Origin of the sequence: Photobacterium makurazakiensis (assembly GCF_050336715.1) — a bacterium.
Taxonomy (GTDB): domain Bacteria; phylum Pseudomonadota; class Gammaproteobacteria; order Enterobacterales; family Vibrionaceae; genus Photobacterium; species Photobacterium makurazakiensis.
In genome coordinates, this window is record NZ_JAKJSJ010000047.1 from 18,807 (window position 1) to 42,190 (window position 23,384).

24 protein-coding genes are annotated in these 23,384 nt (G+C 41.2%); 14 read left to right on the top strand and 10 right to left on the bottom strand.

The features are described 5' to 3' along the window. Positions 1-393 precede the first annotated feature (393 nt). Positions 394-2,499 (bottom strand): ATP-binding protein, encoded by a 2,106-nt coding sequence (locus L4D09_RS19805; RefSeq protein ID WP_428459255.1) that lies wholly within the window; start codon positions 2,497-2,499, stop codon positions 394-396. Between the two features lie 3 nt (positions 2,500-2,502). Further along, positions 2,503-3,681 carry an FIST signal transduction protein gene (locus tag L4D09_RS19810; RefSeq protein ID WP_428459292.1) on the bottom strand — a complete coding sequence of 393 codons (1,179 nt, stop codon included), beginning with the start codon at positions 3,679-3,681 and terminating at the stop codon, positions 2,503-2,505. A gap of 154 nt (positions 3,682-3,835) precedes the next feature. Between L4D09_RS19810 and L4D09_RS19815 the strand changes: the two genes are divergently transcribed. After that, entirely contained in the window at positions 3,836-4,558 is a 723-nt protein-coding gene (locus L4D09_RS19815) for an SDR family oxidoreductase (protein WP_428459256.1), read from the top strand. 69 nt (positions 4,559-4,627) lie between these two features. Here the strand turns inward: L4D09_RS19815 and L4D09_RS19820 are convergent, their stop codons facing one another. After that, a complete protein-coding gene (locus L4D09_RS19820; RefSeq protein ID WP_428459257.1) occupies positions 4,628-5,071 on the bottom strand; it encodes a hypothetical protein in 444 nt (147 codons plus the stop codon). Between the two features lie 274 nt (positions 5,072-5,345). On the opposite strand from L4D09_RS19820, the gene ccoN reads away from it, so the two are divergent. From ccoN to uspE, 10 genes are all read left to right on the top strand, one after another. After that, positions 5,346-6,773, top strand: a complete 1,428-nt coding sequence (gene ccoN / locus L4D09_RS19825; protein ID WP_428459258.1) for a cytochrome-c oxidase, cbb3-type subunit I — start codon at positions 5,346-5,348, stop codon at positions 6,771-6,773. 11 nt (positions 6,774-6,784) lie between these two features. After that, positions 6,785-7,396: a cytochrome-c oxidase, cbb3-type subunit II gene (gene ccoO, locus L4D09_RS19830; RefSeq protein WP_428459259.1), complete on the top strand. Its 612-nt coding sequence runs from the start codon at positions 6,785-6,787 to the stop codon at positions 7,394-7,396. A gap of 9 nt (positions 7,397-7,405) precedes the next feature. Continuing rightward, complete coding sequence (locus tag L4D09_RS19835) at positions 7,406-7,588, top strand: cbb3-type cytochrome oxidase subunit 3 (RefSeq protein WP_428459260.1); 183 nt, start codon at positions 7,406-7,408, stop codon at positions 7,586-7,588. Continuing rightward, positions 7,585-8,565: a cytochrome-c oxidase, cbb3-type subunit III gene (gene ccoP, locus L4D09_RS19840; RefSeq protein WP_428459261.1), complete on the top strand. Its 981-nt coding sequence runs from the start codon at positions 7,585-7,587 to the stop codon at positions 8,563-8,565. The genes L4D09_RS19835 and ccoP overlap by 4 nt, the downstream gene beginning before the upstream one ends. Before the next feature lie 119 nt (positions 8,566-8,684). Next, positions 8,685-9,176 carry a FixH family protein gene (locus L4D09_RS19845; protein WP_428459262.1) on the top strand — a complete coding sequence of 164 codons (492 nt, stop codon included), beginning with the start codon at positions 8,685-8,687 and terminating at the stop codon, positions 9,174-9,176. Further along, positions 9,173-11,566: a heavy metal translocating P-type ATPase gene (locus L4D09_RS19850; RefSeq protein WP_428459263.1), complete on the top strand. Its 2,394-nt coding sequence runs from the start codon at positions 9,173-9,175 to the stop codon at positions 11,564-11,566. The genes L4D09_RS19845 and L4D09_RS19850 overlap by 4 nt, the downstream gene beginning before the upstream one ends. Continuing rightward, a complete protein-coding gene (ccoS, locus tag L4D09_RS19855) occupies positions 11,559-11,747 on the top strand; it encodes a cbb3-type cytochrome oxidase assembly protein CcoS (RefSeq protein ID WP_428459264.1) in 189 nt (62 codons plus the stop codon). The genes L4D09_RS19850 and ccoS overlap by 8 nt, the downstream gene beginning before the upstream one ends. Next, positions 11,747-12,424, top strand: coding sequence for a sulfite exporter TauE/SafE family protein (locus L4D09_RS19860; protein WP_428459265.1), 678 nt, complete (start codon positions 11,747-11,749; stop codon positions 12,422-12,424). The genes ccoS and L4D09_RS19860 overlap by 1 nt, the downstream gene beginning before the upstream one ends. A gap of 74 nt (positions 12,425-12,498) precedes the next feature. Beyond that, positions 12,499-13,254, top strand: a complete 756-nt coding sequence (fnr, locus tag L4D09_RS19865; RefSeq protein WP_428459266.1) for a fumarate/nitrate reduction transcriptional regulator Fnr — start codon at positions 12,499-12,501, stop codon at positions 13,252-13,254. A gap of 264 nt (positions 13,255-13,518) precedes the next feature. Then, positions 13,519-14,460, top strand: coding sequence for a universal stress protein UspE (uspE, locus tag L4D09_RS19870; RefSeq protein ID WP_428459267.1), 942 nt, complete (start codon positions 13,519-13,521; stop codon positions 14,458-14,460). A 71-nt stretch (positions 14,461-14,531) separates the two neighbouring features. Here uspE and L4D09_RS19875 read toward each other — a convergent pair whose 3' ends face one another. The 3 genes from L4D09_RS19875 to L4D09_RS19885 all read right to left on the bottom strand — a co-directional run bounded on the left by L4D09_RS19875 (position 14,532) and on the right by L4D09_RS19885 (position 16,401). After that, positions 14,532-14,879 carry a hypothetical protein gene (locus L4D09_RS19875; protein ID WP_428459268.1) on the bottom strand — a complete coding sequence of 116 codons (348 nt, stop codon included), beginning with the start codon at positions 14,877-14,879 and terminating at the stop codon, positions 14,532-14,534. 159 nt (positions 14,880-15,038) lie between these two features. Further along, a complete protein-coding gene (locus L4D09_RS19880) occupies positions 15,039-15,314 on the bottom strand; it encodes a hypothetical protein (RefSeq protein WP_428459269.1) in 276 nt (91 codons plus the stop codon). Positions 15,315-15,480: 166 nt separating this feature from the next. Beyond that, complete coding sequence (locus L4D09_RS19885) at positions 15,481-16,401, bottom strand: LysR family transcriptional regulator (protein ID WP_428459270.1); 921 nt, start codon at positions 16,399-16,401, stop codon at positions 15,481-15,483. Positions 16,402-16,798: 397 nt separating this feature from the next. Between L4D09_RS19885 and L4D09_RS19890 the strand changes: the two genes are divergently transcribed. Further along, entirely contained in the window at positions 16,799-17,509 is a 711-nt protein-coding gene (locus L4D09_RS19890) for a hypothetical protein (RefSeq protein WP_428459271.1), read from the top strand. A gap of 51 nt (positions 17,510-17,560) precedes the next feature. Here the strand turns inward: L4D09_RS19890 and ttcA are convergent, their stop codons facing one another. Further along, complete coding sequence (gene ttcA, locus L4D09_RS19895; RefSeq protein ID WP_428459272.1) at positions 17,561-18,454, bottom strand: tRNA 2-thiocytidine(32) synthetase TtcA; 894 nt, start codon at positions 18,452-18,454, stop codon at positions 17,561-17,563. A gap of 205 nt (positions 18,455-18,659) precedes the next feature. Then, complete coding sequence (locus tag L4D09_RS19900) at positions 18,660-19,829, bottom strand: serine hydrolase (RefSeq protein ID WP_428459273.1); 1,170 nt, start codon at positions 19,827-19,829, stop codon at positions 18,660-18,662. 327 nt (positions 19,830-20,156) lie between these two features. Between L4D09_RS19900 and L4D09_RS19905 the strand changes: the two genes are divergently transcribed. After that, the gene (locus tag L4D09_RS19905; protein WP_428459274.1) at positions 20,157-21,644 is read left to right on the top strand and encodes a carboxypeptidase M32; all 1,488 of its coding nucleotides are present in this window, start codon (positions 20,157-20,159) and stop codon (positions 21,642-21,644) included. Positions 21,645-21,785: 141 nt separating this feature from the next. After that, positions 21,786-22,064 (top strand): hypothetical protein, encoded by a 279-nt coding sequence (locus L4D09_RS19910; protein WP_428459275.1) that lies wholly within the window; start codon positions 21,786-21,788, stop codon positions 22,062-22,064. Between the two features lie 59 nt (positions 22,065-22,123). Here the strand turns inward: L4D09_RS19910 and L4D09_RS19915 are convergent, their stop codons facing one another. Continuing rightward, positions 22,124-22,819, bottom strand: coding sequence for an RES family NAD+ phosphorylase (locus tag L4D09_RS19915; RefSeq protein ID WP_428459276.1), 696 nt, complete (start codon positions 22,817-22,819; stop codon positions 22,124-22,126). Continuing rightward, entirely contained in the window at positions 22,820-23,224 is a 405-nt protein-coding gene (locus L4D09_RS19920) for an MbcA/ParS/Xre antitoxin family protein (RefSeq protein ID WP_428459277.1), read from the bottom strand. It abuts the gene before it with no gap. Between the last annotated feature and the right edge of the window lie 160 nt (positions 23,225-23,384).

A 23,384-nucleotide genomic window follows, 5' to 3' on the forward strand; every position in this document is an offset into this window, starting at 1 on the left:
CAAGTTCTAGTTGGGTGAAAAGGTTCGTACTTTGATTTAACTAGCTGTTTCCAGAGACTAATTTGATGGGATTAATGGACGTTTCGTTAGTGACGCATTCTTGTTAAATTTAGACCCCTCAGTACGCATTATGTATATTATGTTAAATACGATTTGGATGAGTCTATATTTCATATCTATTTGATACCCCACCACTTTCCACTGTATTGCTAGGTTCGTTAATGACTAATGCTATTTAACAGTATTGGCTATTTACCATAAAATAGGTAATTAGCACTTCTTTGAAGTATTGCTGCAAATGGTCAGTTTGCCTGATACTTCAAACATAGTGCTAATTACAGGCTTGGTTTACCAAGCCTAAAAAAACGCAGAGCTATAAGCTCTGCGTTTTTCTCATAATGAGATAGCCATTCTTTCACTGGCTATCAAAGCTTGGTACTTGGTTAACACGCCATCAAGTTCAGCGGCTCTTATTGGTTTTGCTACAAAGTCATTCATGCCGGCTTTGAAGTACTCAATTTGATCGGGCTGCATAACGTTCGCTGTTAAAGCAATAATTGGAATTGTGTTTCCTGCGGCTCTTAAGATCTTGGTTGCCTTCAAGCCATCCATTACTGGCATCGAAATATCCATCAATATAATGTCATATTGAACATCATCCGCATTTATCATCTCAACGGCTTCTTCACCGTTGTTTGCAATGAATACTTGATGGCCACGCTTTTCTAACATTAGTCTGGCGACAAGTTGATTTGTTGAGCTATCTTCTGCAACTAATATTTGTAATGGCAAAATATTTTCATGATGTACGATTTGCACTTCAGGTTGTTTCGTTGCTTCTGTAGGTTCAATGATCGGAATATCAACGCAAAAACAACTGCCAGTGCCCAGTTCACTGCTGAGGTGTATTTTACCATCCATTTTTGAGATTAAATGCTGACTAATGGCGAGCCCCAATCCGGTGCCACCATATTTCCTAGTAATGCTACCATCAGCTTGAATGAATGGATTAAATAGTAGCTGCTGTGCTTCTTTAGAAATGCCTATGCCAGTATCAATAACTGAAAGTTTTAATGTGTCGTCGTTACGGCGAACATCAACAGATACATGGCCTTTCTTAGTAAATTTAATTGCGTTACCAACAAGGTTAAACAGCACTTGAGAAATACGATTTTTATCACCAATGATTAACCTAGGTACATCATCATCAATGGTTGTCTTTAATGTAATTCCTTTTTTAAGTGCTTGTTCCTGAAGCTGTGTGATGACGAGATCAATGCTGTCTGTTAATCGCATTTCAGCATTAAACAACTCAAAGTTACCAGATTCTATACGCGACAAATCGAGGATATCATTGATGATAGTCAGCAGTAATTGAGCTGATTGATCCATTTGATTAACCCAAGACATCTGCTCTAATGATAAACCTGAAGTCGCTAAAGTATCCATTAAGCCAAGTACTGCATTTAATGGTGTGCGAATTTCATGGCTCATCATCGCTAAAAATTCTGATTTCGCTTTGTTCGCGGATTCCGCTTGCTTGCGGGCTTCTTGTAATTCAAACAATCGCTTTTTACGGTTAGATATGTCTTTTGCAGTGCCGCGATAACCCAGTAAATGGCCATGCTTATTAAAATACGGAGTACCACTAAAGCTAATCCACAGACCACCTTCACTTTCAGGAAGTTGCCACTCTAAGTCTTCAAAATGGCGATTTTCTGCAAAAATAGCTCTTAATTTGGTTTGAAGTTCTTCTTTCTCAATAAAAACATCAAAGATATTATCTGTATCAACAAGATGGCTGGCAAGATTTGGCGATGAAATATAAGTGAAGCGGTAATCGGTATCAACTTCCCAAAACCAATCGCCCACTGTTTTAGCAAAGTCTTTAAAGCGTAGTTGGCTGTGGGTCAATTCTTGAGTTCTTGCTGTAACCAATGACTGTAAGCGTTCGCGGTAATCAATATCGATAATTGCTCGCTCAAGTAACGGTCTAAAACGTTCTAGAACACGGCGACATTTAGGGGTGAATTGCCCTTTATCTGAATTGAAAAACAATAATAGCGCATCGCCTGAACTAACTTTCACTCCTGTTAACAACACAGATTTACAGTAGTGCATCATTTCTTCTGGTAAATTTTGAAACTCGTAAACCTGGCGAGGATCAAACAAGGCGATGCTTTCACCATTCATTGAGCGAATAAAGGTATTACCAATAGACCAAACGCTCGATTCAAAATATCGACAGGTGGTAACCAGCTCTTGTAATGGCGACGTTTCGTCTTCCCTTGTTAAGACCAGTGCGTGTTCAAAGCCGATATACTTCCTTAACACAGAGAGTAAGCTATTGAATACTTGGCGCTTATTGTTCGCTCCAGCCATCGCAGACATACCCGCAAGAATAGCGGTATTTTCATCTCTTAGCTGCTTCTCTCGTTCTTGGCTTCGTAGAAGTTCAAGCAACGTTTCTTGTAGCTTTTCAGACTCATATCTGGGCATGGTTTAATCTCTATGGAAAAGAACAGCGGAAATCATCAGGTTACCATGGGCATTTTCACCACCAATAAACTGCCCTTGCTCACCAAATGTAAATGGACAAACAAAAGGAGCATGGTGCATGGCTTTATTCACGTATTGAGCGACTTCTTCCATGCGCTCTTGAACCCGTAACATACAACCAGCGCAATAAATGGTGATGCCTCCGATGGGATCAAGCTCTCTGCTATTACTACCAATATCGAATGCAGAGTCAATTACCCTGCCCGCTCTTGATATTAAGCGCTCTTCGGTTCCAGCCATGAAGAATAAGGTTTCTCCTTCTTCAATGGTTGAAAACAGTTCTATACCGCCCTTTTTCGTCACCTTTAGTGGGTGCGAAAGCTTAAAATAAGGAAGTTCATGAACTGTACCTGCTATACGGCCGAGTGGATTCAAATTACTTTTTGAAACAATACTGTTTTGATCTGTCAGTTTTTGCCCGATCCAAGCTTGGTACACATCAATCGCGGGTTTTCCATCGAGTTCAACAAGTTCACGGCCATTCACTTTTGTGGCGACAGCACTAAACCCCGTACTGGCATAGCCAGAGTGGAATGAATAGCTGATATTACAAGATGGATAGAAAACACTGATACCAACACCATTCACACAACGTTGTTCATGTGTGAATATTTTCCAATTCCCCTGAACTAAATCATCAGCAGCACTACCGCCAATGATAGGCACTGAAATACCAAGTTCATCTTCAATGCCTTGAATTATTTCTTCTTCATTACCTGGGCTAGCATGGAGTAATATTAATGACGGTAATTCTCCAGAACGGCCACTACTAGAAATCGCCTTTAGTAATGCCTGCTGTGCCATAGCATAGTAAGGCTGATGAGTAGACACAATCGCGCTGCCATAGGCACCGTTGTAATCACTAATTGCCCATAAAGCAACACCACTACCTCGGTTATAGCCCTCATCCGTCATCACACCTTGGCAAGAGGAACAACCTAATACTTGTGCTCCGGGGAATGCTTCAAAAAGTGCCTGTTGGAATATGCTCTCATCATGATGCTCTGAGAAGTATGCCAATACAAGCTTGGGGTTTGATACCTTCAGGGATAACTGCTTAATAGCTGCGTCTATAGCTTCTTTTTCTATCGGGGCTGCCGAAAAACTTGTTGCGATTTCCATCGTGAGTATATTTATAATTATCTGTTGGGCAATAATAGACATTATTCACACTCTAATCAGCAACATATACATTTTTTTTGTAAATAGAATTAAAATTGCTATTTTAGTGGTCGTTAATTCACCATATATATTTCTGGTAAGGCAATACGGAATCATGGCCAACAAAGTAGTGCTCGTCACTGGCGGCGCAAAAGGGATAGGAAAAGGAATTGCAAACCATCTTGCTTCAGAGGCGGTTGTGATTACCGTCGATATTGATAGAGATGCAGGTTTTGATCTTGTTGCAGAAAACCCATTAATCAGATTCAAACATATCGATGTTACTAAAGAACAAGAAGTAATAGCACTTATCAGTGAGATAGACGATCAATTTGGCCGACTAGATGCCATTATTAACAATGCTGCTATTGCTGATCCCTACAACCCTCCTCTTGAAGAGTTAGAGCTTCATCAGTGGCATCAGATTTTATCTGTTAATTTGACTGCGCCCATTATTGTGTCGAAGTATAGTCTTCCACTGCTTAAAAAATCACAAGGCTCTATCATTAATATCGGCTCTACCCGTGCCTTGCAGTCTGAGCCCAACACTGAAGCGTATAGTGCTTCAAAAGGTGGGCTGACAGCCCTTACTCATTCTTTAGCCGTTAGCCTTGCTCCCAGTGTGAATGTTAATTGTATTTCTCCAGGGTGGATTGATACTACAAACTTGCCACTTCGAGATATTGATCACCAACAACACTTAAGTGGCCGTGTGGGCAAGGTTGAAGATATTGCTTCAATGGTGAGTTATTTGATATCGGATTCAGCCCGCTTTATTACAGGGCAAAATTTTGTCATTGATGGCGGTATGTCGAAAAAAATGATTTATCAAAACTAAGGAAAATGTGGGGTTGAATTATCAACCCCATCTAAATCACAAAGTTTAAAACTAACAGCCTGCTTTAATTCATTTTTTAACAGCAAAGCTCGCAATAATACTTGTATCACCTTGCTTAATAGTAATCTTCCAATTCATTTCGTCATGTATGCATTCCGGAACAGTAAATTCCCCCGCCCAGCCTGATGCTGTTTTATTAAACAATACAGGTATTAATCCCATATACATATCAACACCTTCAACAGTCGCCGATGGTTTAACATCTGTGTTATTAATTTGTAGTGTTAATTCACTTTCTGCCTTGGCTGGATAAGGGGTTAATGCGATATCCATTACCTTTTTATTCTCAGAATCTAAGCAACTATCTGCTGATAAAGTGCAGGTTATTGCAGTCTTTGTTTCCGAGATTGAGTTGTCATAGGTAACTGTTCTCCATACAAAAGCGGTGATTAATACCGCCATAAGGAAGAGAATTTGGATTAATCTGCCCTTCGTAAGCTTTTCTGCTGCCATGATTTACCGTGCCTCTCGTGTTACAGAGGTCAAAGTTTTCACATAAATGTTGCTTAACCGTAAACATCGTGTGGTCTTGACTCTGTCAATCACATGTTAACTAAAGTAATATGTCCGCTGAAAATGCCACTTTTACAACAAAATAGCAATTTAATTGCTGAGCTGGTTAAAAAACCAACAGAGTGATTTTTGAAGCTTTGGGTGGCATTGCGACAACTTGTTGTTCGCACAAGGAAAGAGTGTAGTTGAACAATTAAAATTGGAAGCATGCAACATGAGCCAAGTAAAGCAGCTTGAACAAAACTACAACTATACGGTCGTCCGTCAATTCACCCTAGCTACCATATTATGGGGAATTGTTGGAATGAGCGTTGGTGTATTAATTGCCGCTCAGCTGGTGTGGCCAGCGCTAAACTTTGATACCCCTTGGTTGACATACAGCCGTCTGCGTCCGCTGCATACTAATGCAGTTATTTTCGCATTTGGTACTAGTGCACTATTTGCTACGTCTTATTACGTAGTACAGCGTACTTGTCAAACAAGGCTTTTCGGTGGGAAGTTAGCTGCGTTCACCTTCTGGGGTTGGCAAGCCATAATTCTATCCGCGGCAATTACATTGCCAATGGGTTGGACGACCGGTAAAGAATATGCAGAACTGGAGTGGCCTATTGGTATAGCCATTGCTGTTGTCTGGATAGCCTATGCCATCGTCTTCTTCGGTACGATGATCAAAAGAAACACGTCACATATATATGTGGCTAACTGGTTCTTTGGTGCCTTCATACTAACAGTAGCAGTCCTTCATATCGTCAATAACCTTGCGATCCCTGTTTCGATGAGTAAATCATATTCAATTTACTCTGGTGCAGTCGATGCAATGGTTCAGTGGTGGTACGGACACAATGCAGTAGGCTTCCTTCTTACTGCTGGCTTCCTTGGGATGATGTACTACTTTGTACCTAAGCAAGCAGGTCGACCTGTTTATTCTTACCGTTTATCAATTGTTCACTTCTGGGCATTGATTTCGCTATATATTTGGGCTGGCCCACACCACCTACACTATACCGCACTACCAGATTGGACTCAGTCTTTAGGTATGGTGATGTCACTGGTTCTATTCGCACCATCCTGGGGTGGTATGATTAACGGAATCATGACGCTTTCGGGTGCGTGGCACAAACTTCGATATGACCCAATCCTTCGCTTCTTAGTGGTTTCATTGTCTTTCTACGGTATGTCTACGTTTGAAGGCCCAATGATGGCAATTAAGACTGTTAACGCCCTATCCCATTATACTGACTGGACTATCGGTCACGTACACTCTGGTGCTTTAGGTTGGGTTGCGATGGTTTCTATCGGTGCGATTTACCACCTAATTCCTAAACTATTCGGCCAAGAACGTATGTATTCAATTAGATTGATCAACGTTCACTTCTGGCTAGCAACAGTCGGTACTGTATTGTACATCGTTGCAATGTGGATTTCGGGTGTAATGCAAGGTCTGATGTGGCGCGCGGTAAACACCGACGGTACGTTGACTTATAGTTTTGTTGAGTCACTACAAGCATCTTACCCATTCTACTTTGTTCGCTTTATTGGCGGCTTAATCTTCCTATCTGGCATGTTCTTACTTGCGTATAACACGTATAAGACCATCTCAGCACCGAAAGAAAGCCTAAAAGCCACAGAGCAACCAGCATAGGAGTTCCGACAATGGCAAAGAATCGTCATGAAATTGTAGAAAAAAATGTCGGCCTTCTAGCGATCCTAATCATTATTGCGATTAGCTTCGGTGCGTTGGTTGAAATTACCCCGTTATTATATCAAGACCAAACAACAGAGCCTGTAGACAACCTTCGTCCATATACAGCTTTGGAAATGGAAGGTCGCGATATTTATATCCGTGAGGGCTGTAACGTATGTCACAGCCAGATGATCCGTCCATTCCGCTCTGAAACCGAGCGTTATGGTCACTACTCACTGGCGGGTGAAAGTGTTTGGGAGCACCCATTCCTATGGGGTTCTAAACGTACAGGTCCTGATCTAGCGCGTGTTGGTGGTCGTTACTCTGACGACTGGCACCGAGTTCACCTTCGAGACCCACGTGCAGTCGTTCCTGAATCAAATATGCCGGGCTTCCCTTGGCTAGAAGAGAACGTACTTGATGGTAAGTTAACTTCTAAAAAACTCGCAATTTTCAAAAATAACTTTGGTGTCCCATACACTGATGAGCAAGTAGAAAATGCAGGTGAGGAAGTTAAAGGTAAGACTGAAATGGATGCAGTTATTGCTTACCTTCAGTCTCTTGGTCATGCGATGAGATAAGGAGATACCATGGATATTGGAACCATTCATAGTATTTGGACTGTTGTGCTGTTCACAAGTTTTATCGGTATTGTCCTGTGGGCATACAGCAAGCGTCAGAAGTCGCGTTTCGATGAGGCGGCTAACCTGGTTTTTGCTGACGAAGATAACGATGTGGCAACCCGTGAAAACGACAGGAGCAAGGAAGCATGACTACATTTTGGAGTCTATGGATAACAATCATCACCATTGGTACCTTGGTCGGCATTGCTGCCCTGCTTGTTTGGTGTAGTAAAGACAAAATGGGTGTCGAAGAAGGTGAAGACATGGGTCACGAATACGATGGTATTCGTGAATACAATAACCCACTACCTAAGTGGTGGTCATACATGTTTTGGGCTACTTTGGCTTTCGGAGTGGTCTACCTAATTCTTTACCCTGGTTTAGGTAACTTTCAGGGAGTGCTTGGTTGGCAGAGCTCTGATCAAACCGTACGTTCTATGGATGAGTCTAAAGCATCAATTGCAAAAGCTCATCAAGAGAAGCGTCTTGATCAATATGCTCGAGAGCTAGACGATGCGAATTCAAGGTTTGGTGAAACATTCAAACGCCTTGCTTACGACGAATCAGGTTCAAACCTTCGCCCTATTACTGAAATTGCTGGTGATCCTGAAGCCATTAAAGTTGGTCAACGTTTGTTCATTCAAAACTGTGCTCAATGTCATGGTTCAGATGCGCGAGGTCAGCTTGGCTACCCTAACTTAACGGATGATGCTTGGTTATACGGCGGTGAAGCTGAAACAATCAAAACGACCATTATGCAAGGTCGCCAAGGTGTAATGCCTGGCTGGGTTGAATCACTAGGTGAAGACGGTGTAACGGAAGTTGCAAGTTACGTTCTTAGCCTTTCTGGCCGAAAAGTTAACGTTAAAGAAGCAGCTGCGGGTAAACAAAAATTTGTCGTTTGTGCTGCTTGTCATGGTACCGATGGTAAGGGTAACCCTGCTTTCGGGGCGCCAGATCTAACTGATAACACATGGTTATACGGTGGCTCACGCCGCGATGTTGAAGCTACGATTACACATGGCCGTCAGGGTGTGATGCCTGCATGGAAAGATATTCTTGGAGAAGAAAAGATCCAGGTGATATCTGCCTATGTTTGGGAACTGAATAACGATACAAGTAATTAACGAAAGTCATTATATTCAGTTACATTTAATGCTGTGAATTAGTATTAAATACTGAGACTTAACACCTAGCCCCTGTTATCTTCAGGGGCTAACTTTTCCAAAGTTCAAAGGTAATCAATATGGGTAAACCATGGTATAAGCAGTTTTGGCCCTGGTTCGTTTTTGCCATCCCTGCAACATCGATTGTCTATAGTTTGACAATAGTTTATATCTTCTCTCAAAACCAAGTTGACCTCGTTGCTGAAGACTATTACAAGAAAGGTAAAGCAATAAACCTTGATTTATCACGCCTTCGAGTCGCAGATGCACTTGCTTTAAAAGCACAGATTGCTGTTGACGGCGACAATATTGAGGTTAATTTCAATAAAGGTGATCTGGAAAGTAATCCAAACTTGCGTGTCACATTTACTCACCGTACTCTTCCTGATCAAGATTTTACGCAAATGGTTAGTGGCGATCTTTCTGGTAATTATCGCTTCAATTCAGCAGTGGCGCTTACAGGGCCTTGGTTTGTTGAACTTGAACCATTTGATGGCGACTGGATGTTACAAGGACGAGTAAACCTACCAACATCCGACCCGATTTCGTTATACGGGCAGATTAAGGAATGACAAAAGACTGTTATCACTGCGGCGACCCTGTTCCACAGGGTTGTCAACACCATGTAGAAATACTGGGTAAAATTCGCGACATGTGTTGCCCAGGCTGTGAAGCCGTTGCAGAGACGATTGTTGAAAGCGGCTTAACGTCTTATTATGAATACAGAACTGCGCCAGCTGAAAAAGCTGATTTAGTCCCACAACAGTTACAGTCCCTACTCCTCTATGATCACGATGAAATTCAACAAGAATTTGTTCGTGAAACTGAAAAGAGTAAAGAAGCATCTCTGTCACTTGATGGTGTGTCTTGTGCCGCTTGTGCATGGCTGATTGAAAAGCAGCTTATGCGTGAAGACGGTGTCATATCTATTAGAGTGAATACAACAACTCACCGTGCACTCCTTTCATGGGATCCGGAGAAAGCCAAACTCAGTCATCTCTTAGGCATTATTCATAAATTAGGCTACAAAGCTGCACCATTCGAAGCTGATGCACAAGAGCAGCAATACCACCGCACAATGAAAAACTACTTATATCGCCTCGGTATTGCGGGTATCGCAACGATGCAGGTTATGATGTTAGCGGTGGCACTCTACTTTGAAATATTCGGTGATCTCGACGCAGAATTCAAAAATTACCTCCGCTGGGTCAGTTTGATATTCGCAACCCCAGTCATGCTCTACTCGGCACTGCCATTCTACCTCAATGCTTGGCGTAACCTGCGTGCAAAAACATTAGGGATGGATGTCCCAGTTTCTATTGCCATGTTATTTGCTTATGTGGCAAGCCTTTATGCAACAGTAATGGAAAAAGGCGAAGTTTTCTTTGAGTCGATTTCGATGTTCGCTTTCTTTTTGCTACTTGGCCGTTTTCTTGAAATGCGGGCAAGGCGCCATGCCGCTGCCGCCAGTGCCAACTTACTAAAATTGGTCCCTGCAATGGCAACCTTAGAAGACGGTTCACAGGTCGCTGCCAAGACATTGAAGGTCGGCGATATTGTGACGGTACTACCCGGTGAAAGTTTACCGGCTGATGGTACTATTCTTCAAGGGCAAACAGCCATTGATGAATCAATGCTGACTGGTGAGCCAATGCCAGTTGCTCGTCTTGTGGGTGATGGTGTATTTGCTGGAACAATTAACGGCGATGGCAATATCACGTTGAAAGTAACAAAAGATCGCCAAAACTCATTAATTTCAAATATCGTCCGCTTGCAAGACGAGGCACAAGTATCTAAACCAAAAGTTGCGGAAGTTGCTGATATCGTCGCTCGCTACTTTGTGGCAGCAATATTAGTTATTTCGGCTTGTACTTGGTTTTATTGGTATCAACATCGACCAGAAGATGCTCTATGGATCACCCTAGCGGTATTAGTTGCAACCTGTCCATGTGCATTATCGCTGGCGACGCCAACGGCTTTAACTTGTTCGACGTCCAGCCTAGGTCGCCTAGGTATATTATTACGGCGAGGGCATGTATTAGAAACACTCTGCAACGTAAACCAATTGGTTATTGATAAGACAGGCACATTAACGGAAGGAAATGTTCGTCTTGTTGAGACTAAAGTATATGGCGATATCAATGAGTTGAATGCTCTACATTATGCAGCTGAACTTGAACGTTTCGCCAACCACCCTATAGCCCGTGCATTTTCGTCCTATCGATGTGATGAGCGCTTATTTGATGATGTTGAAAATGTTATCGGTAGTGGCTTGATAGGCAGACTTGGTACTAATGAATGGCGTATTGGTAAAGTCAATTTTGTTCTTGAAGCAAACAGTGACGCAACATCTATTCTTGCCAACTGCGATCCGCAATATCAGGTGTGGTTAAGTTGCAACGGCGAGTTAGTTGCAAGCTTTAAGCTTGATGACCCTATCCGAGAAGACAGTAAAGAGTTAATTCAACAGTTCCAAACTGCTGGGATTAAAGTCACCATGCTAACCGGTGATAACTCCGTTAGTGCTAAAGTTGTGGCCGATAAATTAGGTATTGATAGTTTGAAAGCTGGTGTATCGCCAGAAGGGAAACTCGATTACCTACGTAGCCTTGATAAAAGTCGTGTCGCTTTAATGATTGGTGACGGTGTTAATGATGCCCCTGTTCTTGCTGGTGCACACCTTTCGGTTGCGATGGGTGGAGGAACTGAAATAGCCAAGTCATCAGCCGATATGGTATTACTCAGTGACCAGTTATCACGGATTCTTCGTGCGAGAAAACTAGCCTTGAAGACCCGGAAAATCATTCGTGAAAATTTAGCCTGGTCACTTGGCTATAACTTGATCATATTACCGCTGGCTGTGGCTGGTTTTGTCGCGCCCTATATTGCGGTTGTTGGAATGTCTGGTAGTTCTATCATTGTTGTTTCAAATTCTTTAAGGTTATTAAAAGAAAATGGATAGTCTTTACTTATTAATACCAATTGCGATCATTTTTGTCTGCATAGCGGTTGGCATATTCCTTTGGGCTGTTCGCACAGAGCAGTTTGAAGACCTTGAACGTCAAGGCTACGATATTCTATTTGATGAAAATGAGCCTCAAAAAACGGGTAAAGAAAAAGCATCGGAAAGTGAGGCTAAGTAATGAGCGCAGATCTTTATGCCGCTTTTTTTATTGGCCTTATGGGTGCGGGGCACTGCCTTAGCATGTGTGGTGGCGTCGCAGCGGCGATCACGCTTGGTTTACCCGGCCAGCAACAAGCTAAGCGGTGGCCTTATCTTGCTTTCTATAATCTCGGACGGCTTTTCTCTTATATGATAGCGGGCGCTGTAATTGGTGGAGCATTCGCAGGTTTAGCTAACTTTAGTGGTTATACTTCCGCATTAACCTACCTACGGTTGCTGGCCGCTATCATGATGATTTTACTAGCACTTTACTTAGGCCAGTGGTGGTTTGGCATTACAAAAATAGAGCGTATAGGACAAGCCGTATGGAAACATATTTCTCCAAAAGCGAAATCGCTACTACCCTTAAAGTCTCCCTTTAAGGCATTGCCATTTGGCATGCTTTGGGGATGGCTTCCATGCGGCCTTGTATACTCAACATTAAGCTGGGCTGCTGTATCTGGTGGGATGTTTTCAGGGGCTGGTATTATGCTAGCATTCGGTTTAGGCACGTTACCCGCGATGATTGCCGTTGGCTCTATGGCACAACAACTGCAATCGTTGCTGAAGAACCTTTACTTCAAACGCGCGAGTGCCTTGCTGTTATTGGTGTATGGGGTTCATACTGGTTATATCGCAATCAAACAAATATTGTAGTGTTTTTAATACTCGTCACATTGCTTCATATTATGTTAAAATATTGACCTACATCAAATTGGTTAGACAGGCTTATGATTTCAGACAAACTTACAACCAAACGTGTCCAATCAGGCGGATGTGCAATCCACTGTCAGGATTGCAGTATTAGTCAGTTGTGTATTCCTTTTACGTTGAATGAGTCTGAGCTAGATCAGCTAGATCAAATTATCGAACGTAAAAAGCCTATCCAGAAAGGGCAAGAGCTTTTTAAAGCCGGTGATGAACTTAAATCACTGTATGCTATCCGTTCGGGTACGATCAAAAGCTACACTATCACAGAACAAGGCGATGAGCAGATTACGGCTTTCCACTTAGCAGGTGATTTAGTCGGTTTTGATGCTATCAATGAAATGATGCACCCTAGTTTTGCACAGTCTCTTGAAACATCTATGGTTTGTGAAATTCCGTTTGAGATTCTTGATGATCTGTCAGGGAAAATGCCAAAACTTCGTCAGCAAATCATGCGCTTGATGAGTAATGAAATTAAAGGTGATCAGGAAATGATCTTACTGCTTTCTAAAAAGAACGCAGAAGAACGATTAGCTGCTTTCCTTTATAACCTATCACTTCGCTTCTCACAACGAGGCTTCTCACCACGTGAATTCCGTTTAACGATGACTCGTGGTGATATTGGTAACTACCTAGGTTTGACCGTTGAAACTATCAGCCGTCTTCTTGGTCGTTTCCAAAAGTCTGAAATGTTAAGTGTGAAAGGCAAATACATCACCATTTTAGATCATGACGAGTTGGCTAAGCTTGCAGGTGTAAACAAAAACACCATTGCTTAGGTAAACCGTTGAAAAAAAGTGATACGAGCTATGCGCCGTATCACTTTTTTTATATTTAATTATTGGAACATCTCCCCTAAACCCCTCCTATACGTTACAGTTATTACTGTCTAACGAATTATGCTTACTTATTTATAGGCAACTCGTTAACTTGGATAAAGCCTTTTAGTATGGAAAGGATACTGACTCTCTTACAGAGAGTAATATTCCATGATGAACTATAGGCCGGTCTTGATGCCAACACAGTTGTGTAAGGGGGCAGTTATGAACAAGTACAATAATATCCTCGTTGTTGTCGATCCAACTCAAGATCATCAACCTGCATTATCTCGCGCTATTCATCTTGCGAAGCGCAATCCTGAAACCAAAATCACGCTCTTTTTAGCCATTTATGACTTCTCGTATGAAATGACCTCTATGCTTTCGGCTGATGAACGCCAAGCTATGCGGCGTGGTGTGATCTTGCAACGAGAAGAGTGGTTAAAAGATATTACCCGCCCTTATATTGATGAAGGGTTTGACATTCAATTAACCGTTGTATGGCATAACAGGCCTTATGAAGCGATTATTGCAGAGGTTTTCAGTCAGCATCACAACTTATTGATAAAGGCGACTCATGACCACGATAAGATTGGTTCAGTCATCTTTACTCCAACAGATTGGCACCTATTGAGAAAGTGCCCATGCCCTGTTCTCATGGTAAAAGATCATAGTTGGCCAGAGAACGGAAAAGTTCTTGCTAGCGTTAACCTTGCCGCTGACAATGAAACACATGATCTGCTCAATGATACGATCGTAAATGAAGCAAGCGCTTTTGCTGGCCTGCTCAATGCGGAAGTGAATTTAGTAAACGCCTACCCTGCTACACCCGTCAATATTACGATTGAGTTACCTGAATTCGATCCAGCTTCATATACTGATGCAGTACGAGGCCACCACCTCACATCAATGAAGTCCTTGCGCCAGAAACATGGTCTCGCACAAGAGCAAACCCATGTTGTTGAAGGGCTACCAGAGGATGTTATCCCTCAAGTTGCTGAAGATTTGGATGCTGAACTCGTTATTCTAGGTACAACAGGCCGAACAGGTTTGTCCGCTGTTTTCATTGGGAATACTGCTGAACATACCATTGATAGCTTAAACTGTGATTTACTTGCCTTAAAACCAGCAGGTTATGTGAGTCCACTCAGTCCAAATATTGAATAAAATTCAGAACCTTGAATAAACAACAAAGCCTCTTTACGAGGCTTTGTTGTTATATGGAAATAGAACCACAATTAGTTTAGTTGAACTGGCTTAGCCTGCTTGCTTTGAGGTAACTCTTCAGCATCTGCTAACTTTTTTAAGATTGATGTAATGAATAGCTCTTCACGAATTTTTTTACAGTAGCCTTGGCTAATACCACGTCGGCTCCATTCGCTAGCAATCGCAACTCTAGTATGCGTTGCATTTCGACCGTAGGCGTATGTTTCACAGAGTTCAAGGTTAGTCATTTGCTGCGGAGTTTTTGTCACTGTGCTACTACGCATCCCCATTGATTGAGACTGTTGAGCTGAACATCCAGCAAGAGAAAAGGCAACAACGAACGTTATAAAAGGTTTTACAACTGTCTTTCTGTTCAACATAAATTTCAACATTTCAATCATTTTAACTAAGAAGCGATTTTTCTATTATATCCTGCCGCTACCGATTGCCAAAACATTGTTTTCTTTCAATATATAAACAGGGGTAACTAATATGGCATTGCCATTTTAGTTACCCCTGCTTGAAATTTTAAATGCTAATTAGTTAGCTGTATTGAAATGGTATTCAAATACAGACTGACTGTTGTCATTTACTTGCGGATTACCAGCATGACCAGCAGGCATCGATTTGTCACCAGATGTATGCAATTGCGCTTCAAGTACATTCATTGAAGGTGTTGAAACTTCTCGAACAAGCTGTGTTGCCTGTGCTGAGCGTTCACCAGCGGTTGCCAAGTGGTTATCCATCACGTCATTAGCCATTACGTGTGATGAAAGAAGAAGAGTACCGATTAGAGCGAAAGCTGATTTTTTCATAATATACCTCATTATTATTTAGGCCCATCTTCCTTGATGTTCGATGTTCCTATCGATGAGTTTTGAACCTCATCACTTTATGTCTATATAATAGGTATTCGAGTGTCTTAAACCCATGGCACAAATGGATTGTGTTAATATCAAATATGCATCTCTGAATGGATGCTTAATACAGCTTCGCTCTTGCTTTCAGCTTTTTCATTTCATTTTCTAGCCATTGGTATTTCTCCGTATTCCAATATCGCTGGTTGTATGCCATCACAATGTCCATCTCACTTCGTATAATAGCCTGATCTGATTCATCCATTTCAATGAACTTAAACGTATCTTGATCCACTATTTTATACAGATCAATAGGTGCAATAAAAAGCATATCTTCTTCTCTTATCGCATTTAATATGGGGTTCACGTGCTGACTTCGAAAAGCAGGTTTCGTATTTACCTTTGCGAACTTTTTCACTCTTGCCATCTGTTCATTGAAGGCAGGGACAATCAATCCGGTCCACCGATAGTTATTCAGCTCTTTAATTGATATTGATTGAGTCTCTGTCAAAAAGCCTCTACGACAAAGGAAACCAAGTCGACTTTTAGCTATGTTACGTTGGTAGACTTCTTTAGGCGTGTTGAGCGGTTGATAAGTAATAGCTAAATCACAAGAACCATCTATTATCTCATTAATAGTGTTAGTGCTGAAACTGTAAAGCTCTAACTCAACATCAGGGCATTCTCGTTTAAATAACCGATAAATTTCTGTTCCGTAACTTTCTATTAAATAGCCATTTAGCGCAATCCGAAACCGCCCTGCCATATTTTGTGGTAGGAAAGCCTGCTTATCTAAGGTGCTTTGTAAATCGGCAAATATGTACGGAAGTATCTTTGCAAGCTCTTCTGCTCTCGGCGTAAGCGTTAGCCCGTGATTACTACGAACGAATAATTGATCGTCCAATGCAATACGTAGTTTTCCTAATGCACGACTTACCGCAGGTTGGCTAGTATCAAGTTTATCTGCTGCTCGGTGAGTATTCGGTTCTTCAAGCAGAACGATAAGCACCTTGAGCAAATTTAAATCTAGTTTTAAAACATCCATCACTGGCCTTTTTAATAACGTGTATCTTTCTTTGCTATATCCCGAGACCTGCCACTAAATTGATTTTCACTTAAGTATCTGTATCAGCAAGTAATAGTCTTACTTTATAGCTTAAAGATAAATGCCATTTAAGTATATCTATATATTTTAGCCAGAGATCGTTTATACACTTGAGCATAATTTATGGATTAGTTAGCTAAACCCAAGCTGACAACGGGTGAGATATGTCTGACACTGCATTCCAAAAGTGGATAATATTCATTATAGTACGGTGTTTTTTATATTTTGATGTAAGGGTATAGGCAATAAAGGGAGCCATGCTATATCACCCAATCAAACATCAAGTTAAGTTTTTATCACGCAATGCGGATGTATTGGTGTGAATTTTAGGTGTGTAATGAAGAAAGTAATTCTTTTAGGCTTAGCTATTTTTGCTTTAAGCGGCTGTGACAGTGATGATATCGACCCTGTGCTCAATGAGCAGTACTGCGCTTCTGTTAAGCTCTCTGATAATCAATACAAAATTGACAAAATAAAATCAGATTACTACAGAGAATATTTACCTCTGGGTGAAGAATATTGCGAGAACTATAATAAGTATGTTTTCAATAATTTTGAATTCGATGGGAAAGAGAACATTCTTACCTATGACGCACCTTTTTTAGTCTCTGGGTTTGATGATGTTTTTTACACTATCGGTTACTCGTTAGAAAACGAAAACAAAACTGATATAACAGCACTCGTTTTATCATCTGACTTCAATATTGATAATATAGATGCACGACTAAAATTGCTGGTTAAAAAAGCCCCATTATTTCCGTGGAACCCAGTTAAATACCCCTATTACGACATTAGCCTTCTCGACTTAGTTGGTCTGTGTGAAGATGAAAATATAGATTGCCAAGGCATTGATTTTGAAAATATCAACATCGAGATAATTTTAAGAAACTTAGGGGAGGTTTTAAGATTGCTTGAAACATTCAACCTTCTTAAACCCAACCATACTTTCGACTCTGTAGAAGAAGCCGTTATGTTTGACCCTCACTTCTCAACATCGCTCAATGCAGAAGAACTGTCAGATTTATACCATAATATTATTAAGTTCTAATAAAAAAGGCGACCAATCGGTCGCCTTTTTTATATCGAATTCAGAGGAACGCTACACGTTCGTCACATCAATAAACATTGACTCATCGATATTGCTTGATGAAACCGTCGCTTCACTGAACGCGTACTCTTCTCTCTCACCTTCACGATCTAAAGGTAAGTTAATGAAGTCGAAAAGATTTTTATCCGCAAGTTGGCTTGGGCTAATATTCTGAATTGATTTGAAAATACTCTCCACGCGACCAGGCGTTTTCTTATCCCAGTCAATCAACATTGCTTTAATGTTCTGACGCTGCAAATTCTCTTGAGAACCACATAGGTTACAAGGAATAATCGGGAATTCTTTATGCTCTGCATATTGAATAAGATCTTTTTCACGGCAGTAAGTCAGTGGACGAATAACAACATTACGACCGTCATCTGAACGTAGTTTTGGTGGCATTGCCTTTAATCGGGAACCATGGAACATATTCAAAAACATGGTTTCAACAATGTCATCCATATGATGACCTAGTGCAAGTTTAGTCGCACCAATTTTCTCAGCGAAAGAATATAACGTACCACGGCGTAAGCGAGAACATAGGCCACAAGTCGTTTTACCTTCTGGGATCTTTTCCTTAACCACAGAATAGGTATCTTTATCCACGATGTAGTAAGGGATACCCAACGTTTCAAAATATTCAGGAAGAATATGGTCCGGAAAACCTGGTTGTTTTTGATCAAGGTTAACCGCGACAACATCAAACTTAATTGGTGCTGCTTTCTGAAGGCCCAGAAGAATATCCAACATCGCAAATGAATCTTTACCGCCACTAATACAAGCCATGACAACATCATTTTCTTCGATCATGTTGTAATCAATAATAGCGTTCCCAACATTCCTTCTTAGGCGTTTCTGAAGTTTGTTGTATTCAAGTGTTTCTTTTCTTGTATCGTTCTGTTTCATTGCGACTTCTCACATGTCGAACTGCATCGACAGTAGTTGAACTGTTGGATAATCAGGGGCAGGATTATACGGTTTTTCTGATAAGGAGTGAAATAAAGATGATAAATACCTGCTTTAAAACAGGTATTGGTACTCACTCTATCGCATAATCCAGAAGGCAAAAGAGCCGCCGAAGCGACTCTATTATCTTCGTTAGTGGTCGAAATTACTTAAATAAACCAATAACGAAAAGTTTAATGTAATCAATCAGACGGCTGAATAAACTACCCTGCTCAACAGATTCGAGAGCAATCAACGGAGCTTCCGCAATATCGTCACCATCTACTTGATAAAGGATCTTACCAACAATTTCACCTTCACTGATAGGTGCGACTAATTCATCATTAAGCTCAACAGTTGCTTGAAGATTTCTCGCAGCATTACGTGACAGCGTCACATAAGTGTCTTCCATTGTACCTAAAGAGATCGAGTCTGTTTCTCCCATCCATACTTTTTCATTCAGTACTTCTTCACCTTCTTTATGTGGAGAAACTGTTTCAAAAAAGCGGAAACCGAAGTTAAGTAGCTGTTTGCTTTCTGCTTCTCGGCTCTTCGTACTGGTTGATCCCATAACCACTGAAATTAAACGCATGTCGCCATCAGTCGCAGAACTGGCCAAGCTGTAACCTGCGCCACTTGTATAACCTGTTTTCATGCCGTCAGCATTTAAACTGCGATCACCAAGTAAACCATTACGGTTACGTTGTGTAATGTTGTTATAAGTAAAAGAGCGCTCACTGTACAACGCGTAAATGTTTGGTAGGTCATTAATTAAAGCTCGACCTAACAGCGCCATATCATATGGTGTTGAGTACAGTTCATTGCTATCTAACCCGTGTGGGTTAGAAAACGAACTATTGTTCATGTTTAGCTTCTTTGCCCACGAATTCATTAGGCTAACAAATGCGCCCTCGGAGCCAGCGACATGCTCTGCAATCGCTACACTTGCATCATTACCTGATTGAATAATCAACCCACGATACAAATCCATCATGTTTACTTCAGTATTGACTTCAATGAACATCTTGGAAGAATCTGGGAAATTTCTCGCCCAAGCATTGCGGCTAATCACAACCAAATCGTTTTCTGTAATATTGCCTACTTTCATTTCTTGACCAGCGACATAACTTGTCATCAGTTTGGTCAAGCTTGCAGGGTTTAATTGATCATGTGCATTTTTTTCAACTAAAACTTTGCCAGTATAGTAATCCATCAATACATAACCTTTAGCTCCTAAGGCAGGCGCATCAGGGATCACTGTGGGTGCAGTGTAGGCAGAGGCCGAAAATAAGATTGAGCTGGCAAGGATTGTACGAAGTGTACGCTTTAATTTCATAGTCATTTTACTAGTTTCAATAAAGTWGATGTTGGCAGTATAACGAACCGGTTCCATAAATCTTGTGACCTTTACGAAGTCTTACGATAATGTAAAAAGCGTTACATCATGCCTCATGACAATTATTCTACCCCATAAGTAACAATTAACTCATATCAATCTTGTTTCAATAAATTTCTATTACGTTCATCGCAGAAAATTATGAGTGAAATCACATAATTTCCATCTACCGCACTTCTGTTGCACTGTTAACAATTATGAAATACCACTATTCTGTAGTGATACAGCATTTTCATATATCAATATGAGTCAACATAAGGATAGGTAATGACTTTCTATCAAAAACTAGAACAACATCATAAGAAGCTTTCTAAGTTAGAGCACCTTGCTTCTATTTGCGGTTGGGATCAGGCTGCAATGATGCCTGAAGGTGGAAATCAAGCTCGTTCAGAAGCAATGGCAGAGCTCTTGGTCATGCACCATAAGCTTGCTACTACACCGCATATTGCTGATTGGTTTGAACAGGCAGAAAGAGAGTCACTTTCACCAGAACAACGCTCAAGCCTTCAAGAAATGAAACGCAGTTGGCAAGCCGTTAATATATTACCCGCAGATTTAGTTGAATCGAAATCGTTAGCTGGCTCGAAGTGTGAACATGCCTGGCGTTCACAGCGACCAGAGAATGATTGGCGTTCGTTTAGTAAAAATCTTGAGGCTGTTGTTGAATTATCGCGCAGAGAAGCACAAATACGGGCAGAAGCAACAGGTCTAAGTCGTTATGATGCATTATTGGATTTATACGAACCTGGCATGACAAGCAAAGAATTGGATGTCTTATTCGCCAATGTTAAAACCTGGCTACCTTCCCTTATTAGTAAAATCCGTGACAAGCAGTCAACTGATGAAGTCATTCAGCCGTTAGGACCTTTCCCTATCGAGCAACAAAAAGTACTTAGCCTTGAGCTAATGACTAAGTTAGGATTTAACTTTAATCATGGCCGCCTTGATGTAAGCACGCATCCATTCTGTGGCGGTGTACCGACGGATGTTCGTATTACTACTCGCTATGATGAAGACGACTTTACGTCGGCATTAATGGGCGTTATTCATGAAACAGGACATGCTCGCTATGAGCAAGGGTTACCAAAGAAATGGGCTGACTTACCCGTTGGATCTGCTCGCTCAATGGGGGTTCATGAATCTCAAAGTTTGTTCTTTGAGATGCAGCTTTCGCGTAGTGAGTGTTTTATAAACATCTTAGCGCCTTTAGCCGCTGAAACTTTTAAGCGTTACGATGACCCATCATTGACGCCGGAAAATTTAACCCTATTAAACACTCGCGTAAAGCCAGGGTTAATTCGAGTCGATGCTGACGAAGTTACCTACCCAGCTCACGTTATTCTGCGCTATGAAATCGAGCGAGACCTTATTGAAGGCAATATTGAGGTCGCTGATATCCCAGAGCTATGGGATAAGAAAATGACAGAATACCTTGGCATTTCAACTAAAGGTAATTTTACAGATGGCTGTATGCAAGACATACACTGGACAGACGGTGCGTTTGGCTATTTCCCTAGCTACACGCTTGGCGCTATGTATGCAGCGCAGTTTATGGCTGCGATGCGCAAAGAGATGAATGTTGAAAACCTCATTCGTGAACGTAATTTACAACCTATTTTCAACTGGTTAGATAAGCATGTATGGAAGAAAGCGTCGACGGTTTCAACCGATCAACTTCTAATTGACGCAACAGGCGAACGTTTAAATGCTGACTATTTAAAAGCCCATTTAGAAACACGCTACCTGAACGCATAAAATATTTTCTGCTAAGCCACTAAGCCGTTGCGACTTGAAGCAACGGCTTTTTTTTAGGTAAAGATAACAAACAAAAGGCATCTACTCTATCTAGTCTGCTTCTATACTCTATTCAGGACTATTAAAGCTCAGAGGCAAGTCATGAAGAAATACCAAGCTCATGATTTAAATTACAAAGGTGAAGACTGCGGTGTGCATAATTGGATAACGGATCAAGGTCATAGCTTTTACTGGCACCCTGATTGGCTTCATATTGCAGAGAATGAAACAGGTTTACATGCCAAACAACAACTTGATGTAAAAGATAACGAGAAAGGAACCAAAGAGCATGCTGTTGTTGCGATTTTAAAGCATTTAAATGATTGGATAGTGGATGAAATAGATAAGCATCCAGAGATCAAGAACCAACCAAAACTATAGCTTCTTAATATACTGGATAAGATTGGTGGAGAGCCTATTGATGAGCTCTCCGACCCCATTTAGATTAAATTTACTTCCAAAATAGAATTAACCGAGTCCCCGTTCCACTTATAAGTAAAATGCTTACTTTGGCACACCTTCGTCACAACATTCGGTTTAAATAATGCATAGCAGTCATGTCCTTGGTGTCGAACTGACTGGTAAACCACACCATCAGCTTTACTTGTTTTTAAATCGCATGCTAATGCTTGCGATTGATTGTAATTTGTTGGGTGGTAAAGGGATGAGTCAAGAGCCTCTTGTAAACGCAAATCAATTAAGTCAGCAATAAACCAAGCATCGATGCAGCGCATTTGAATATCTTGTGCAGGTTCATTGGTGAAGCCCATCACGCGTTCCATATGATGAACAGTTTCCTTGATCGCGGTATTGATATCAGGTGCGGCATAATATGCCCCAAAATCTGCAGTATTAAATCTCGCACCATCAGGGTTTACATGAGTAAAAGCTGCCATAACGAAACTGCAATGTGGAATACCAACGAGTCGCTCGTCAGCAGGAATACGGCTGAAATCCCCAACTTCTTCTGAAAGCCGAGGATTGGTGATAGCTTCTATCGCAAATATTGCTTCTAACTGCTCTGGTTCACAGACATCTTCATACAAGTTTATTGGGGGATACTTGGACGGAATTAAACGATAGCACTGCTGACTATTAAACGACACCTTACTGTCTTTTACACTTATAACGTCCATTTATGACCGTCCACCTCGCCATGCATTTAGCCGTGAAGCAACCTGATACAGGTCAACAACTTTTCCTTGGCACATAATATCCATTGCCGAGCGTCCAGCGAAAAATGGGTGGTTATTGGGTTTTTGTACCCAGTTGTACACGCTTTCTTCTGCGGTAAACATGATGCGAAGGCATTTATGAATATTAAGGATATAACTCATTCTTTCTAATAGATCTTTAGAAACTTTTGCGGAATCTGGTTGGCTACGGTACTTATTGAGTGTCGAGCGACTATTAATACCAAGTAGCGCCATTTGCTGGGCTTGAGTACATGACCACTTATCCAGAATATTAAAAACCACTGGCAACACGCTATTGCCTGCATTAACCAGCTGTTGAGCCTGTTCTGCTTTAGAGGTATTCATAATCACACCTACGTTTTGTCCATATATAGACAGAGTAGCACCTTTGGTTCGTAATACCAATTAATGGATACGCGGTGTTATCAACGAAAGATAAAGGTTGAGTGTACTTTTTAGTAGCTGACATACAACAAAGCCAGTCCATATATGAACTGGCTTAAGC

Bases quoted from the DNA above. Each gene is read 5' to 3' on its own strand.
- L4D09_RS19820 (WP_428459257.1), bottom strand. From the start codon at position 5,071: ATGGCAGCAGAAAAGCTTACGAAGGGCAGATTAATCCAAATTCTCTTC.
- uspE (WP_428459267.1), top strand. From the start codon at position 13,519: ATGAACAAGTACAATAATATCCTCGTTGTTGTCGATCCAACTCAAGAT.
- ccoN (WP_428459258.1), top strand. From the start codon at position 5,346: ATGAGCCAAGTAAAGCAGCTTGAACAAAACTACAACTATACGGTCGTC.
- L4D09_RS19915 (WP_428459276.1), bottom strand. From the start codon at position 22,819: ATGGACGTTATAAGTGTAAAAGACAGTAAGGTGTCGTTTAATAGTCAG.
- L4D09_RS19890 (WP_428459271.1), top strand. From the start codon at position 16,799: ATGAAGAAAGTAATTCTTTTAGGCTTAGCTATTTTTGCTTTAAGCGGC.
- L4D09_RS19845 (WP_428459262.1), top strand. From the start codon at position 8,685: ATGGGTAAACCATGGTATAAGCAGTTTTGGCCCTGGTTCGTTTTTGCC.
- L4D09_RS19805 (WP_428459255.1), bottom strand. From the start codon at position 2,499: ATGCCCAGATATGAGTCTGAAAAGCTACAAGAAACGTTGCTTGAACTT.
- L4D09_RS19880 (WP_428459269.1), bottom strand. From the start codon at position 15,314: ATGAAAAAATCAGCTTTCGCTCTAATCGGTACTCTTCTTCTTTCATCA.
- L4D09_RS19850 (WP_428459263.1), top strand. From the start codon at position 9,173: ATGACAAAAGACTGTTATCACTGCGGCGACCCTGTTCCACAGGGTTGT.
- ttcA (WP_428459272.1), bottom strand. From the start codon at position 18,454: ATGAAACAGAACGATACAAGAAAAGAAACACTTGAATACAACAAACTT.
- L4D09_RS19860 (WP_428459265.1), top strand. From the start codon at position 11,747: ATGAGCGCAGATCTTTATGCCGCTTTTTTTATTGGCCTTATGGGTGCG.
- fnr (WP_428459266.1), top strand. From the start codon at position 12,499: ATGATTTCAGACAAACTTACAACCAAACGTGTCCAATCAGGCGGATGT.
- L4D09_RS19920 (WP_428459277.1), bottom strand. From the start codon at position 23,224: ATGAATACCTCTAAAGCAGAACAGGCTCAACAGCTGGTTAATGCAGGC.
- L4D09_RS19835 (WP_428459260.1), top strand. From the start codon at position 7,406: ATGGATATTGGAACCATTCATAGTATTTGGACTGTTGTGCTGTTCACA.
- L4D09_RS19900 (WP_428459273.1), bottom strand. From the start codon at position 19,829: ATGAAATTAAAGCGTACACTTCGTACAATCCTTGCCAGCTCAATCTTA.
- ccoS (WP_428459264.1), top strand. From the start codon at position 11,559: ATGGATAGTCTTTACTTATTAATACCAATTGCGATCATTTTTGTCTGC.
- ccoP (WP_428459261.1), top strand. From the start codon at position 7,585: ATGACTACATTTTGGAGTCTATGGATAACAATCATCACCATTGGTACC.
- L4D09_RS19810 (WP_428459292.1), bottom strand. From the start codon at position 3,681: ATGGAAATCGCAACAAGTTTTTCGGCAGCCCCGATAGAAAAAGAAGCT.
- L4D09_RS19905 (WP_428459274.1), top strand. From the start codon at position 20,157: ATGACTTTCTATCAAAAACTAGAACAACATCATAAGAAGCTTTCTAAG.
- L4D09_RS19815 (WP_428459256.1), top strand. From the start codon at position 3,836: ATGGCCAACAAAGTAGTGCTCGTCACTGGCGGCGCAAAAGGGATAGGA.
- ccoO (WP_428459259.1), top strand. From the start codon at position 6,785: ATGGCAAAGAATCGTCATGAAATTGTAGAAAAAAATGTCGGCCTTCTA.
- L4D09_RS19910 (WP_428459275.1), top strand. From the start codon at position 21,786: ATGAAGAAATACCAAGCTCATGATTTAAATTACAAAGGTGAAGACTGC.
- L4D09_RS19885 (WP_428459270.1), bottom strand. From the start codon at position 16,401: ATGGATGTTTTAAAACTAGATTTAAATTTGCTCAAGGTGCTTATCGTT.
- L4D09_RS19875 (WP_428459268.1), bottom strand. From the start codon at position 14,879: ATGTTGAACAGAAAGACAGTTGTAAAACCTTTTATAACGTTCGTTGTT.